Origin of the sequence: Priestia sp. GS2 (genome assembly GCF_036409025.1) — a bacterium.
In the GTDB taxonomy this organism is placed as follows: domain Bacteria; phylum Bacillota; class Bacilli; order Bacillales; family Bacillaceae_H; genus Priestia; species Priestia aryabhattai_A.
The window spans coordinates 1134027-1149152 of record NZ_JAZGJX010000001.1 but is presented as its reverse complement, the minus strand read 5'-3'; the positions used below and the strand labels follow the sequence as shown (position 1 = coordinate 1149152).

12 protein-coding genes are annotated in these 15126 nt (G+C 38.4%); 2 read left to right on the top strand and 10 right to left on the bottom strand.

What is annotated here, in order from left to right; genetic code table 11:
• Positions 1–14: 14 nt before the first annotated feature.
• The gene (locus V2145_RS05875) at positions 15–2768 is read right to left on the bottom strand and encodes a CHASE3 domain-containing protein (RefSeq protein ID WP_330987402.1); all 2754 of its coding nucleotides are present in this window, start codon (positions 2766–2768) and stop codon (positions 15–17) included.
• Positions 2769–2974: 206 nt separating this feature from the next.
• On the opposite strand from V2145_RS05875, the gene V2145_RS05870 reads away from it, so the two are divergent.
• The gene (locus V2145_RS05870) at positions 2975–3745 is read left to right on the top strand and encodes a DUF2628 domain-containing protein (RefSeq protein ID WP_094912163.1); all 771 of its coding nucleotides are present in this window, start codon (positions 2975–2977) and stop codon (positions 3743–3745) included.
• 52 nt (positions 3746–3797) lie between these two features.
• Here V2145_RS05870 and V2145_RS05865 read toward each other — a convergent pair whose 3' ends face one another.
• From V2145_RS05865 to V2145_RS05845, 5 genes are all read right to left on the bottom strand, one after another.
• The gene (locus tag V2145_RS05865; protein WP_094912162.1) at positions 3798–4106 is read right to left on the bottom strand and encodes an MGMT family protein; all 309 of its coding nucleotides are present in this window, start codon (positions 4104–4106) and stop codon (positions 3798–3800) included.
• 76 nt (positions 4107–4182) lie between these two features.
• Positions 4183–4590: a hypothetical protein gene (locus V2145_RS05860; RefSeq protein ID WP_094912161.1), complete on the bottom strand. Its 408-nt coding sequence runs from the start codon at positions 4588–4590 to the stop codon at positions 4183–4185.
• Between the two features lie 112 nt (positions 4591–4702).
• Positions 4703–6424, bottom strand: a complete 1722-nt coding sequence (gene cysI, locus V2145_RS05855) for an assimilatory sulfite reductase (NADPH) hemoprotein subunit (protein ID WP_094912160.1) — start codon at positions 6422–6424, stop codon at positions 4703–4705.
• Between the two features lie 22 nt (positions 6425–6446).
• Positions 6447–8252: an assimilatory sulfite reductase (NADPH) flavoprotein subunit gene (locus tag V2145_RS05850; protein ID WP_330987401.1), complete on the bottom strand. Its 1806-nt coding sequence runs from the start codon at positions 8250–8252 to the stop codon at positions 6447–6449.
• A gap of 467 nt (positions 8253–8719) precedes the next feature.
• Positions 8720–9487: a class I SAM-dependent methyltransferase gene (locus V2145_RS05845; protein WP_311857394.1), complete on the bottom strand. Its 768-nt coding sequence runs from the start codon at positions 9485–9487 to the stop codon at positions 8720–8722.
• A 114-nt stretch (positions 9488–9601) separates the two neighbouring features.
• Between V2145_RS05845 and V2145_RS05840 the strand changes: the two genes are divergently transcribed.
• Entirely contained in the window at positions 9602–10492 is an 891-nt protein-coding gene (locus V2145_RS05840; protein ID WP_131888009.1) for a LysR family transcriptional regulator, read from the top strand.
• 16 nt (positions 10493–10508) lie between these two features.
• On the opposite strand, the gene V2145_RS05835 is transcribed toward V2145_RS05840, so the two are convergent.
• From V2145_RS05835 to V2145_RS05820, 4 genes are all read right to left on the bottom strand, one after another.
• Positions 10509–11105, bottom strand: a complete 597-nt coding sequence (locus V2145_RS05835) for a DUF6944 family repetitive protein (RefSeq protein ID WP_094912157.1) — start codon at positions 11103–11105, stop codon at positions 10509–10511.
• Between the two features lie 114 nt (positions 11106–11219).
• The gene (locus V2145_RS05830) at positions 11220–12434 is read right to left on the bottom strand and encodes a multidrug effflux MFS transporter (RefSeq protein WP_311857389.1); all 1215 of its coding nucleotides are present in this window, start codon (positions 12432–12434) and stop codon (positions 11220–11222) included.
• 47 nt (positions 12435–12481) lie between these two features.
• Positions 12482–12655: a hypothetical protein gene (locus tag V2145_RS05825; protein ID WP_165932578.1), complete on the bottom strand. Its 174-nt coding sequence runs from the start codon at positions 12653–12655 to the stop codon at positions 12482–12484.
• Between the two features lie 270 nt (positions 12656–12925).
• Positions 12926–15118, bottom strand: coding sequence for an alpha-galactosidase (locus tag V2145_RS05820; protein WP_330987399.1), 2193 nt, complete (start codon positions 15116–15118; stop codon positions 12926–12928).
• Positions 15119–15126: the final 8 nt, after the last annotated feature.

Sequence of the window (15126 nt, the reverse complement as noted above, 5' to 3'; positions counted from 1 at the left end):
TTTTCATTACTTACTCAGTTTGCTAACCACACGCGCATCACCGAAAATAGCTGACTAAGATCTAACGGCTTGCTAATATAGTCAGACGCCCCTGCTTCTAAGCATTTTTCCCGATCATTTTTCATCGCTTTTGCGGTTAATGCAATAATTGGCAAATCATTTAGTTCCAACTCTTGACGAATCTTTTGCATTGTTTCGTATCCATCCATATATGGCATCATAATGTCCATTAGAACTAAGTCAATATGATGCTCTTTTGACTCTACAATTTCTAAACACTCAAGGCCATTTTGAGCCGTGATGATGTCCATTCCTTGTTTTTTCAATGCTGTTTGTAAAGCGAAAATATTTCGCTGATCATCATCAACAATTAGTACTTTCTTTCCTTTGAATACGTTTGAGTCGTTTTTAGCCGAAGTATTTTCTTCTTGATCTTCAATTGTGCTTTCCGGCTGTTCTTCCATAACTTCTACTTCATTAAACGTTACTGCCACTTGGCTGTACGCTTCTTCTAGCTGAGTATAATCCACAGCTCCATTAATTAAGCTTGGTAAATAAAGCGTAAATGAACTTCCTTTGCTTACTTCACTATGAAGCGTAATAAAACCACCTAAAAGCTTTGCAAATTCGCTACAAATAGACAACCCTAAACCTGTACCACCGTACTTACGAACCGTGGCACCATCCGCTTGTTGAAAAGCTTCAAAGATCAGTTCATGCTTTTCTTTAGGAATACCAATTCCCGTATCTCTTACTTCAAACTCGAGCCAACAGTTTGAATCCACCAATTTCTTTATTGGATGAGAGATGCTTTCACTTGCTCGTCGAATAAAAATAGATACTTCTCCTTGATGAGTAAATTTAAAAGCATTGGACAGCAAGTTCTTCAAAATTTGTTGAACACGCTTTTCATCTGTTATAAACAGATTCGGTACATCATCTTCTTTGTATACATGAAAAGCTACATTTTTCTTTTCCGATACATGAGCAAACTGACGCTCTAGCTGTTGTGGAAGCTCGCTCATATTTACTTCGCTTAAAAGTAGCTCTAGCTTTCCTGCTTCTACTTTTGATAGGTCTAAGATATCGTTAATTAACCCCAATAAATCACTGCCTGAAGAATGAATAATACGCGCATATTCTTCTTCTTCACCTGTAAGCCTGTTGTCTCCATTTTCTGCAAGCATCTCTGATAAAATTAATATACTATTAAGAGGGGTACGCAGCTCATGAGACATATTTGCTAAAAACTCAGACTTGTATTGTGAATTTAATTCAAGTTGAGTTGCTTTTTCTTCTAGCTCTTTTTTAGCGACCAAAAGCTCTTCAGACTGATGTTCTGCGTCTCGCGTGCGCTCCTCTAGCTGTTCATTAATGGTTTGAAGCTCTTCGGATTGCATCTGTAGCTCTTCGGACTGCGTTTGAAGCTCTTCGGATTGTGCTTGAAGTTCTTCAGTCATTGCTTGAGATTCTGACAGTAATCGAGCAATTTCCATTCGTCTCGTAACGCTATTTATCGTCAATCCAAACGTCTCAATCACCAGATTCATAAGCTCTTTTTCAAGCGCAGTAAAGCTTTCTAAACTTGCTAATTCTATAACTGCAATAACTTCACCTTCAAATAAAACAGGGGCAATAAACACACTCTTAGGTACGGTTGCACCTAAGCCTGATCCAATCAACTGATACCCTTCAGGTAAATCTGTTAAATATAACTGTTTCTTCTCTAATGCACACTGTCCAATAAGCCCTTGTCCCATTTTAAATGATTCTCTTCCTACGTCTTCAAATCGATCAGCAATGCTGGCTTCCTTTACAAACTCAATCTTATCGTGCTCATCATTTCGAATGTAAAAGGCGCCATATGAAGCACCCGTTATTTTAGAGACTGTTATTAAAAACTGTTCCGCTAATGTACGGACAGACGTGATGCCTTGATACATCGTCACAACTTCTGCAAGATTTGTTTGAAGCCAATTTCGCTTTTCTACACTATCTAGCAGCTCATTAGTTGCATCTCCCAGCTCTTTTATTTCGTCATTTGTTTTCACGGCAATCCGTGTATTCAACTGGTTTTTTGATGTAGCAATTTCCCTGATTGTATTTGTCACTTCTTTCATTGTATTAACAATCGACTTTGATAAAAAAAGGCCCATTATCATTGAAAATAAGGCTACAAATAAAAGGAGACCATACATGCCTAGAGTAATATTTTTATTTTGGTTATCTAATTCTGCTGCTCTTTGTTCGGTCATTGCTTTTTCCGCTTCACGAAACGAACTAAACTGACTTCGCATTTCATCCATGTAGCGACGGCCGGAATCTACTTCGAAAAACGACTCTAGCTCTTTGGTGTTACCTTCTTGCTGCCATTTAATTGTTGGTTCTCCAGCGTTTTCAATCCAACTTTCAATCGTTGACTTTATTTCCTTTAGCTTCTCTCGTTGAGAATTATCATCTAATAGCTGATATAACTTATTATAGTCATCTAGCCATTGAGATTGTCCTTGTTCATAAGGTGCTAGATAAACTGAGTCCCCTGTGAGCACATAGCCTCGTTGACCGGTTTCCATATTCAACAAACTATTTTCGATTCGGCCTGTTAACTCATGAATTTGAATATCATGATCAATAATAAAATTTCGCTCTTGTTGCAAAGACTTAATTTGGTTATTTAAAAGAATAATAGCTATAAATAAGCTACAAACAATAAAGAAATAGCCACCTAAAATCTTTGTGCGTATCCTCATTTTCCATTTCGTTTTCATATATGTTCCTGCCTTTACTTATTACTCTTACAGTGTATCTATTATACACTGAAAAACATTTTCCCTATACTATTTTTTAATTTGAAGAAAGCAACCTACTATACGGACTAAAAACTACCTATTAAACAGATAAACATACTTGTTTCATTTGTATGAATGGCGTATTCTAGATTGGATGAGAAAGAAAAAAAGAAAGGAGGACTTAGATGAAAGATTCCACAACCCATCCTTTATCACTTGATGCTCAGCATAAAGTAGTGCAAACCAATACCTCTTACTACCATACAAAATGGAGCTCGGTTGCAGACCCGGCTGAAAATAACAGCTGGAACTGGATGGCATTTTTATTTTTCCCATTCTGGCTTGCCTACCGGAAGTTATACAAACTCTTTTTAATTATTGCGCTCATTGATATCCCACTGCTTGTTGCAACATATATCGTTGATGTTCCATTTCTGGTTGAAGTACTTTTTTATTTGGTGATTGCCGTCGTAATAGGGATAAATGCTAATCGTTGGTACTATAAGCATGCTTTTAAACTGGTACAGTCCGCTATGGACCTTCCAGAAGAAAAACAAATTCTTTATTTAAAAGATAAAGGTGGCACACACATCGGTAGTTTAATTGGATTAAACGCACTTGTTATTGCTTTTAGTATTGGAGCTGATTATGGTCTATCCTATTTGCCTACTAAAACAAATGCCAAAGACATTATGAGGTACAGCGATGAAGGCATAACGTTAGAAGCATTTACGGATCATCCAACGTGGACGTATATTAAAAAAGAAGATAACCATCATATTATTCAGTTTAAAGGCTATGACTATTCGGAGAAAGAGCATGTACGTATCCTATTTTATACATATATTCATAAGCAAGTATACGAGTGGCATGAAGTCTACATAAACGGTAAAAAGCTAAGTGATGAAGAAGCTGAGGAATACGAATATTGGATTGAAGATAATACGTTTTATTAAAAAAGAGAAGGTACGTGCTACTTTCTCTTTTTTCAAGCTAATGCACGAACTATTATGCTTTTTTATCAAAGCAATACTGCTCTACTGCTACTTTTCCTTCTTGGACAGAAATTCCTTCTTTCTCTAAAAGAGTCCTTTGAGTCCAAACACCTTCTTCATTTTTAATTACAATCTCACCTTTTGCATTTACAACACGATGCCACGGTAAATTATGCTTTTGACTCATAGAGTGCAGAATGCGAGCTACTTGTCTCGCTGCCCTTGGATTTCCTGCTTCCTTTGCAATTTGTCCATATGTCATAATATACCCACTAGGGATATTTTGAATAATTTGAATAACTCGCTGCGTAAATTCTTTCAGGGACTTTCACTCTCCTTTTAGTTAATTCATTTATTTTAACATGAGAAAGGGCCTCTCCCAAGGGAGAGGCCCTTTCTCATACGGAATACTGTCGAACAATATTTTTCATTTCACTAAAAATCATATGTATTTCTACACTGATTTCAGGTTTGAAATTTGTTATATGATTTATTAGAAACAACCATCGTTCCAGGTAGACTAATACGTAATCTCCTATTAGCTGTCTTGAGATAGATGCGTCGGATAGAACATTATTAATTTCGTTAGTAGCCTGTTGCAAAAAATTAATTTGTTCAGCACTTACAGATACTCTTGCTGTAAATAACGTTAATAACGTTCCTGTTAGCGCCTTAAATTGATTGATTGCAATCGAATCTCTTATTTTAATCAACTGAGGAAGTATGGTGCTTAGACTTACAAAAGAATGATAAAAGATAGCTTCATATCGAACATCTAAAAATTGAATAGGGTCATTGATTGGCATTACAAGTTCTCCTTTTAAACCGACTTGTCTTTTTAGTATATGTACAGGCTCCTCATTCGGTTCATGAACTCAAAAAAAAAAAGACAGAGAACATTCTCTGTCTTTTTCCTTTTTAGCTGTGGAAATTCGTACCGTCCGTTACGGCCTGCACAACCCCAACACGCACAACAAAGTCACCGAAGTGTTCACCATCATGACGCTCTTTTGCATAGCGGCTAATTAGTACACGTAGCTCGCTTAAAATTTCGCTTTCACCGATATTCTCACGATATATTTTACTTAAGCGACTACCGTCAAAAGCAGCTCCTAGGTACATATTGTATTTTCCAGGCGCTTTACCGATAAAGGCAATCTCACCAAGTGCAGGTCTAGCACATCCATTTGGACAGCCAGTCATACGAATCGTAATCTCTTGATTGCGAAGACCATTTTCATCTAAAATTCCATCAATTTTCTCAATAAGAGTCGGCAAGTAGCGCTCTGCTTCTGCCATCGCTAATCCACAGGTAGGTAACGATACACAAGCCAGTGAACTACGGCGAAGTGCGGAATAATGCTTACCATCTGTTAATCCATATTGTTCAATTAATTCACTAATTTGCTTTTTGTTTTGGCTTGATATATTAGCAATAACTAAATTTTGATTGGCTGTTAAGCGGAAATCTCCAGTATGCACTTTCGCAATCTCACGCAACCCAGTCATTAACGAATAACCATCGTAATCCGTTACGCGGCCCCCTTGAACAAATAGTGTAAAATGCCATTTTCCTCTGACACCTTTTTCCCATCCATAGCGATCACCGTTATGGTCAAAGTGAAAGTTTTTCGCTTCTTCAAGCTTCCACCCTAAACGATTTTCTAACTCTTCAACGACCGTATCTAACCCTAAGCGATCAACCGTATACTTAAAGCGCGCGTATTTACGTACAGAGCGGTTACCGTAGTCACGCTGAATTGTAATAATTTTTTCAGCTACTTCAAGAATTTGGTCTGGGGTACAGAAACCAATCACTTTTGCCAATTGCGGGTATGTTTGCTTATCTCCGTGCGTCATTCCCATACCGCCTCCGATTGCAACGTTAAAGCCAACTAGCTTACCTTCTTCAACAATTGCAATAAAGCCTAAATCTTGAGAATAAACGTCAATGTCATTTGATGGTGGCACCGCAATCCCGATTTTGAATTTACGAGGTAAGTATAACGGCCCATACATTGGTTCAAGCTCTTCATCAACTTCAGGCGTTGAAGCGACTTTTTCTTCATCTAACCAAAGCTCATGATATGCTCGCGTACGTGGTAACAGATAGTCGCTGAGTTGCTTTGACCATTCAAATACTTCTTCATGAATGTCAGATTGGTAAGGATTTGGGTTGCACATCACGTTACGATTAACGTCACCACATGCTGCAATTGTATCAAGCATTGATGCATGGATATCTTGAATCGTTTGCTTCATGTTCCACTTTAGAATCCCATGCATTTGAAAAGCTTGACGCGTTGTCAACTTAAGCGTGCCGTTTCCATATTTTTGAGCTAAATCATCCATAACAAGCCATTGTTCTGGCGTTGAAACTCCGCCTGGTGTACGAACACGAAGCATAAACTGGTAAGCTGGCTCTAGCTTTTGTTTCTGACGCTCATTGCGAAGGTCACGATCATCTTGCAAATAGCTTCCATGAAATTTCATTAAGCGATTGTCATCATCTGAAATCCCTGAGCTAATCGGCTCAAGCATCGATTCCTTCAACGTACCGCGCAGATAATTACTTTCTTCTTTTATGCGCTCAACGTCACTTGGAGGACCTTCGGGCGCTTTTAAAATTTTGTTAACCATGTTGAAACTCTCCTTTCAATCCTCAATATACGTCGCGCTGATAGCGCTTTTGCTGCTGCATATTAGCTAAATATTGTTCTGCTTGTTCACGGCTTACGTTTCCTTCTTGTTCAATAATATCAATCAGCGTATTGTGCACGTCATGTGCCATATGCTTTTCATCTCCGCAAATATAAACCACTGCACCTTCTTCTAACCATTCAAAAAGCTCTTTACTATGCTTTTTCATACGATGCTGAACATATACTTTTTCAGCTGTATCACGTGAAAATGCAACATCCATCTTAGTAAGTACACCGGCTTTTAGCCACTGTTGCCACTCCGTTTGGTATAAAAAGTCCGTCACGAAATGCTGGTCCCCAAAGAACATCCATGACTTACCTTCTGCACCGACCTCTTCGCGCTCTTGCATAAACGAACGGAACGGTGCAACTCCTGTTCCTGGACCAACCATAATAATTGGCGTTTCAGGATTACTTGGAAGTTTAAAGTTTTGATTATGCTGAATATAAACAGGTAAAGTATCACCTGGCTGTAAGCGTTCTGCGCATAAAATAGAACATACGCCTTTACGCTCTCTTCCATGTGAATCGTAGCGCACAGCTCCAATTGTTAAGTGCACTTCATCAGGATTAGCTTCTAAACTGCTTGCAATGGAATACAACCGTGCTGGCAACTTACGCAATAAAGTAACAAAGTCTTCAACTGAAACGCCAAGAGGGCCGAAGTCTTTAACAAGATCTAAAAGGTCACGCCCATAAACGTACTCTTTTACTTTTGTGCTATCACTGATAAGCGCATGGAGCTCTTCATTTCCTGTAAGCTTTGCAACTTGTTCAAGCAACGGCTTTGTTAATGTAGTAATTTCAAAGTTTGAAATTAGCGCCTCACGTAGAGAACGCACATCGCCTTGTTTGTTCACCTTTACTACTTCATCTGGATTGAAACCTAGCTCTGAAATTAACAAATCAACAAGTTCAGGATCATTCTCTGGATAAACACCCAAGCTATCACCAGGTTCAAACGTTAATCCAGAACCTTCTAAAGATAACTCTAAGTGACGCGTTTCTTTATTTGATCCGCGACCATTTAAGTTTAAGTTTTCTAGTACTTCAGCTTTAAATGGGTTCGTTCTAGAATAAGTTGATGGCTGTGCCGATGTTTCTTCTACTGCCACAGCAGCCTCTTGAACACCGCTCCACTCACTTAAACCATTTAAAACACCTTCTGTCCACTCTGCTGCTAGTTCTTCATAATCTAAATCGCAGTCAACTCGTGGATATAAGTGCGTACCCCCTAGCTCTTCTAAGCGCTGATCAAACTCTTTTCCTGTTTGACAGAAAAACTCATAGGAACTGTCTCCAAGAGAAAGAACTGAAAATCGTAAATTATCAAGCTTTGGAGCGCGTTTTCCGTGTAAAAATTCATGGAAAGAAAGCGCGTTATCAGGTGGCTCTCCTTCTCCATGAGTGCTTACCACAATAAGTAAATTCTCAAGTTTTTTAAGGGTATTTGGTTTAAACTCGCTCATAGACGCGACTTTAACATTAAAACCTTTTGCTTCTAATGTTTTACCTGTTTGACCTGCTAGGTTTTGAGCATTTCCTGTTTGAGATCCATAAAGAATTGTTACATCTTTAGACACCGGCTGAGTAGCTGGTACACTCTGCGCTGGTTCAACAGCGGGTGCGGGTGCTGATGCTGAACCGCTTGCAGCCAAGTATCCACCTAGCCAACTTTTTTGGGATTCTGTTAGCGTTGGTAGTAATTTGTTAAGTAATTCTACCTGCTCTTGATTAAAAGGACTGTTTGTAACCTGAAGTTGCAAAAATATCCACCTCACAAAGGAATATAAAGCTTAGTATGTATACAAATTATACAAAATGATTTCATTATTCTGACGAATATTTCTCTAAAAATCTCTTAATCTCTACTATTCCTATTTTTTTAATTGATTTTACACTAAAATTCAAAATTAGTAAAATACAGATAATTTATTAGTTGTATTAAAAATATTAATATGAGACTTCAGGAAAGTTAATAATGATATTTAAACAAAAAGGAGATAAGACATAACAATATGATTCCTTCTCAAAGACAAAGCATTACTTTATTATAATAGTTAGGTTGTAAGAACAATTGCGTTACATTGCGCTACAGACACTCTTTTTCTAAATTATCTTCCGAACCAACCAAAAACGTCCGAACTATCAAACAGCGTTAACTGTCGACAATTCGGATAGATTATTGACTGAAATACTTATGTTCCATCCTCTAGTTTATAGATGGAATATTTCATTCTCTTATTGCCACTATTCGAATACGTTGATAATCGGCTTCAAACCGACCTTTTATATACAGCTGTGGCTTAAGATGCTTAGTGACTTGTCCAAAAAGGTGTTTCTTCTCACTATGACTAAGGCCTGTCACAAAATCACCAGCAAAACTTTCTAACCATTGCTGCATACCGTCCTCACCATCAGCTAACGGTGTAATGCGGTTAAAGTGCTGTGCAAAGAGCACTTTAAACCCGGTCTCTTCAAGCAACACGCTATATTCTCCTATACTAGGAAAATACCAAGGGTTCCTTTCCTTTGCATCAATGCTATATTCATGTTGTAGAAAATACGAAATGCTCTCAATAATGCTTTGAATATTACCTTTCCCACCGAATTCGGCAACAAATCGCCCTTTCGGTTTTAAAGCTTGGTGAACTGATGATAATACACCTTTAGCATCTTTCATCCAGTGAAGCGCTGCATTTGAAAAAATCGCATCGTATGGTTGATTAACTACGAATGACTGTCCTTCTCCGATATTAAATTGTATGTGTGAATACTTGTTTCTAGCAGCATTAATCATTTCTTCGGAATAGTCTATACCCGTGACTAACGCATTATGCTCAGCAATTTTTGCAGTTAAATCACCTGTACCGCATCCTAAATCTAAAATCCGTTCACCTTCTCTAGGAGAAAGAATATCAATTAAACTTTCACCATACTTTGAAACAAACTGCATCTTTTGGTCATATAAAGAAGGATTCCAAACATTTATTGAGTTCATTTTTAACTAACCCCTTTTTAGAAATATTTGTTATATTTATCCTACATACTAAATGATTTAATGGCTAATATATGGTAGCTATTATACTGATAGTTTAAAACTATGGAGGGAAAAATGGAGATACGCTTATTTCAATATGTAATAGAAGTCTACAAGATGAAAAGCTTTACGAAAGCTGCTGCGAATTTACATATCGCTCAGCCTTCTTTAAGTAAACAAATCTCCAAGCTAGAAGATGAGCTGGGTATTTTATTATTTAATCGTTATTCAACTGGTATTGAAATAACAGAGAAAGGCAAGCTGTTTGTTGTAAGAGCACAAGCTATTTTACGTATGCATGACAATTTACAAAAAGAGCTAGAGGATTCCAAAAACATAAAAGAAAATAGTATCACAATTGGCGTTACCCCTATCACAGGTGGGCATGTTCTTCCGCCTTTACTAAAGCAGTTTATGCATGAGTATCAAACTGTAAAAGTAAAGTTTGTGGAAGACTCAAGCGAAAATATACTGAATTTATTAGTCAACACTAAAGTAGATTTTGCTTTGCTATCGCTTCCGATTAAAGATGAACGCTTAAAATATGAACCTTTTTTAACAGAAGCTCTCTACCTTGCCGTTCCAAAGAATTCGCCCAATTGGCTACCACCTTTATCGAATCGCTTAACAGATTACAAAAATTGCCCATTCGTCTTATTAAAAAGCGGGTTTGATTTCCGCTCAAAGGTACTCTCTTTATGTGCAAATCACCAGTTCCAACCAGCAGTAGCTTATGAAACAAGTAGTATTGAAACAGCTCAATCATTAGTTTTGAACGGCCTTGGAGTTACCCTTGTTCCTGAAATGGTTATTAAACGTGACAATCCTTCCATGATTCGCTATATAAAACTAGAGCACGCTACGCGTACGCTTGTATTTGCTCACGTCAAGGATTCCTACCTTAGTCAAGCTTCAAAGAACTTTATAAATATGGCAAAAAGCACCGCAGCTTCTATCTTTAGTTAGAAACTTGGTGCTTTCTCTATTCTTCCTCTTCTTCTATAACCTGACCGATGAACGACAGTACGGATCCGCCTGCTTGAATCCAGCTTCCAAATACGTTTAATACTTCCCCTTTATCATTATCTTCACCAGAACTATCACCTATCTCCGCTGCTTCTTCTAGTTTTTCTGCTCTTAAATCATAGCCATCGCCTAGAGCCTGCATCGAATTCCCAATAATTTGCATAATATTTCCGACGATGCTATATACCTCTCCAATATTTGAGTCATCCTTTAACTCGTCTCCTAATGCAGCAGCTCCTCCTAAAGCTTGCATCAGGTTACCAGCAATCGTAAGACGAGTTTGTGTTTCTCCTTCTTCTAATAAAAGAAGGCCTGCTACAATGGTGGAGTTTCCAACCGCTTGAATTTCGTTTCCAATCTTTTCGAGAGAAACTCCTTCTTGCCCATCTGCTTCTAATGCGTTACCTGTTCCCTGTAGCAAGTTCCCCCAAAGGTTTAAATTGTACTTAGCTTGTTCTGAAAGCCACCAAAAAGGTGTGCTTCCAACCGCGGCCGTTATGGTTCCGATAGCGGCAATTGCAGCCCCAACTACTTCCAATTGTCCATTATCCATCCATTTCACGCCCCGTCGTAAAGTTCTTTTTACAGCATATGCACCATAAATTAAAAGTGATTTCAACCAAAAAAATTGCGCTTTACGGTATGTAAAGCGCAATTTTTAAGACCATTATCGTTTTTTCTTAACGAGCAACATATAAGCACATAAAGCAAGTAACTCACAAATTGCAATGACAATTCCCATCGCCAAATCCGTATTTTTTCCAAATGCTCCCACCAATGGCGCTACAGATCCTCCTAATAAAAATGGCAGTAAACCTAACAAAGCAGCTGCACTCCCTGCTTGTTTTCCTTGAGTTTGCATGGCTAATGAAAATACCGTTGTGTTAACAATCCCAACACTTGTTACTGATAAAAATAAAAAGATACATAGAAGCAAGACAGAGTCTGTCAATAGAATAGCGAGTACTAAGCTAATGCTCCCAATTGTAGCTTGAATCAAACCATACGTTAACAATGTACTTTCAGAAATTTTCCCTGCCAAACGTCCTGTCACCTGCGTGGCGATAATTAAACCTACACCATTAATAGCAAATACTCCACTAAACATTTGTGGAGATAGCCCATAAATTTCTTGAAGAACAAATGTTGAGCCCGAAATGTAAGCAAACATGGCGCTCATTACCAACCCTTGCGTCAACGCGTAACCTACAAATGTTTTATCTTTCACTAGGCTTCCGAACGTTTGTAAAATCTCTCTAAAGCCCCCTGTTTTACGGCGTTCAGGTGGTAGCGTTTCATCCAGACCAACCATAACGCTAATTAACATAACTATGCCAATTGCAGTTAAAACGCCGAATACTCCTCGCCATGATACAAACTCCAGTACTTGACCACCTGCGATGGGTGCCACAATAGGTGCTAACCCGTTAACAAGCATCAACATTGCAAAAAATTTGGTTAAGTCCGTTCCTGAAAATAAGTCTCGGACGCTAGCCCTTGAAATGACCATACCAGCCGCCCCTGCAGCTCCTTGAATAAAGCGAAGGGCAATAAACAGCCAAATAGAAGGTGCCACAACACATAAAGCTGAAGCAATTGTGTAGATAATAATTGAAATAACGAGCGGTTTTTTTCGACCTTTAATATCGCTAAAAGGACCCATTAATAGTTGGCCAAATGCTAGCCCAATCAAGCAGGCTGTTAAACTCATTTGAACTAAAGATGTTGTCGCATCAAGTTCTTTTGCGATTGTGGGAAGAGCTGGTAAATACATATCAATTGTAAAAGGACCAAATGCACCCAACCCTCCTAAAATTAAAACGAGCAGCAAGCGGCTTTTTGAACCAGCTGCTATACTTTGCGCAAACTCTCTTTGCATCATATTCTCTCCTTTTTAACCAAATGAAAAAGAGCAACTGTATCTGTTGCTCATTGAACTAAAAACAAAATTTTAACTAGTAAATATAAAATCCATATTGAGACAATTCCAATTAATCCATTTAAAAGTCGATTTTGAAACGTTTGAGTTTTTTTCTTTGGCTGAGCTTGTTTTCTTCGTTCAGAACGACTCATGGGCTGTTGACTATCATGATTCGTTAACATGATCTTGCATCTCCAATCTTACTAACAAAATCTTTTCTCGCTAAATAGTTTACCATACTCCTACTAAATAGTGGAGAATAACCATCACAAAAAAAAGTTTGAGCACTCGCTTTTTGCGAGGAGAAGTTCCAGACACGACGCTCCATTTCACTTTATTTCCAAACCGATTTTTCCCACTCCACAAAAAAACCTGAACGATTAAAAGTTGTAAGCTTTTAATTGTTCAGGCATAGGAAGAGCTGAGCTACTTATATCTCAATCTCCCCTTCTTTATCTTTTTGCTTTAAATTTCCATACATAGCTTTGAAAGTCACCTTGCAAGGAAATAGGTACATGAATTCCGCTATACATAAGCTCATCGCCTCCGTATACGTTATCCGTTCCTATTAATTCATATGACTTGTCTGAAGCTAATCCATGGAGCTTGATTGAACGCAGCGGTGTTGCTGGCTCAGCAAGTACACGATAATAAAATACCACTACTTCTTCTTTTGCTTCATCCGTAAACAACCATGCCGTTTCATTTCCTTCAAACGGACTCAAAAGTCGATAAAAATCACCGTATTGAATGAGTCTTCGAATTTCTTTGTATTCCACAATTTGCTCTTTTACAGCTTGTTTCTCTTCGTCTGTTAACTTCGTTAAATCTAATTCATAACCAAGGTTTCCAGCCATCGCTACATCACCGCGCATCTTTAACGGTGCATAGCGGTGAACTTGGTGATTCGGAATATCAGATACGTGTGCTCCCATGGATACAATTGGGTAGACAAGGCTTGTTCCATACTGAATTTTTAAGCGCTCCACTGCATCCGTGTTATCGCTGGTCCACGTTTGCGGCATATAATAAAGCATTCCTGGGTCGAAGCGTCCTCCACCACCAGAACAGCTTTCAAATAAAATATGAGGAAACGCAGTTGTAAGGTCTTCCATCATTTTATATACGCCTAAAATATGACGATGGGACGTTTCTTTTTGACGCTCAGCAGGAAGAAGCGCAGAACCCACTTCTGTTAAGTGACGGTTCATATCCCATTTAACATACGTAATTGGAACCTTTGAAAGAATAGCTGAGATACGTTTTGTAATTTCAGTGCGTACATCTTCCCTGGAAAAATCCAGAACGAGCTGCTCTCGGCTTTCTGTTCGATGACGGTTCGGTACGTGCAAGCACCAATCTGGATGTTCTCTATATAAGTCACTATCTTTTGAAACCATTTCAGGTTCAAACCATAAACCGAACTCCATATTGACGTTGTTCACACGTTTGGCTACATCTTCTAGACCGGCAGGAAGCTTTTCATTATCAACGAACCAATCTCCAAGTGATGTTGTATCTGAGTTGCGCTTTTTAAACCAACCATCATCAAGCACAAATAGCTCCATGCCGAGTTCACTACCTACCTTGGCAATTTGCTCCACTTTCTCCGCATCAAAGTCAAAGTAAGTAGCTTCCCAATTATTAACCAGAATTGGCCGATCTTTCGTTTTAAATTCGCCACGCAGTAGATGGTTTTTATAAAGGTGGTGAAATGTGTGAGACATCTCCGACAAACCAGCAGATGAATACACCATCACAACTTCTGGCGTTTGAAAAGTTTGTTCTTTTTCTAGTAACCACGTAAAATTATGAGGATGAATACCTACTGATAAACGCGCCGTTGAAAATTGATCTACTTCTATTTGAGCTAAGAAATTTCCGCTGTAAACAAAGTTAAATCCGTATACTTCTCCTGAATATTCAGTCGTATCTTTACGAAGTAGAGCAAGAAAAGGGTTCTGCTGATGACTGCTTGCTCCTCTTATACTACCAACAGATTGAATACCCGTATGCAATGACTGACGCTCAACATGCCGTTCTTTTCCCCATGCTCCTGGCAACGAAAGCATATCAAATTCTGCATCTCGAAAATCAACATTAGCACTGAGAGCACGAATTAACTTTATTGATTCTTTCCCTTGATTTTCAAACTTTATCGCCCGCGTAATCGCATTATAGTTTTCAAAAACCGTATATTGTAACGTTACATGTAAACCAATGACGCTGTCTTCTAGCAAAATTTCAAGCGTCTCTGCTTCATCATCGGAATGAATATATGTAGCTGGTAGTTCTTCTAAGTTCGGTTTCCCTTTATAAATCCGATGCTCTTTATAACGTAAATCCGTAACCACTGTACCATTCGGCAGCTCAACTTGATAAGCGGGTGAACGAAAATCACCGTTACCATGCTGAGGGTACTCTTGAGGCAACCAATCCAGTGAAAAAGTGCGGTCTCCTTGATATGGATTCGGAGAAAATGAACGGTCTAGCGGCTGAATCTGGTTTGTATGGTTGTAGTTATTGATTTTTCTTCCCCAGTAAAAATGAGCTAAGTAATTATCACGAACAAGCCCCATTGCGTAGCTGGTATCTTTCGCTTTCAAGTGAAAAACCTTATTCTTTTCATCAAATATAATACCCATTTGTCTAC

What these genes read in the sequence shown, in the direction of transcription:
- V2145_RS05875 (WP_330987402.1), bottom strand. Translation starts at nt 2,768, where the DNA reads ATGAAAACGAAATGGAAAATGAGGATACGCACAAAGATTTTAGGTGGC.
- V2145_RS05870 (WP_094912163.1), top strand. Translation starts at nt 2,975, where the DNA reads ATGAAAGATTCCACAACCCATCCTTTATCACTTGATGCTCAGCATAAA.
- V2145_RS05860 (WP_094912161.1), bottom strand. Translation starts at nt 4,590, where the DNA reads ATGCCAATCAATGACCCTATTCAATTTTTAGATGTTCGATATGAAGCT.
- cysI (WP_094912160.1), bottom strand. Translation starts at nt 6,424, where the DNA reads ATGGTTAACAAAATTTTAAAAGCGCCCGAAGGTCCTCCAAGTGACGTT.
- V2145_RS05845 (WP_311857394.1), bottom strand. Translation starts at nt 9,487, where the DNA reads ATGAACTCAATAAATGTTTGGAATCCTTCTTTATATGACCAAAAGATG.
- V2145_RS05840 (WP_131888009.1), top strand. Translation starts at nt 9,602, where the DNA reads ATGGAGATACGCTTATTTCAATATGTAATAGAAGTCTACAAGATGAAA.
- V2145_RS05835 (WP_094912157.1), bottom strand. Translation starts at nt 11,105, where the DNA reads ATGGATAATGGACAATTGGAAGTAGTTGGGGCTGCAATTGCCGCTATC.
- V2145_RS05830 (WP_311857389.1), bottom strand. Translation starts at nt 12,434, where the DNA reads ATGATGCAAAGAGAGTTTGCGCAAAGTATAGCAGCTGGTTCAAAAAGC.
- V2145_RS05825 (WP_165932578.1), bottom strand. Translation starts at nt 12,655, where the DNA reads ATGTTAACGAATCATGATAGTCAACAGCCCATGAGTCGTTCTGAACGA.
- V2145_RS05820 (WP_330987399.1), bottom strand. Translation starts at nt 15,118, where the DNA reads ATGGGTATTATATTTGATGAAAAGAATAAGGTTTTTCACTTGAAAGCG.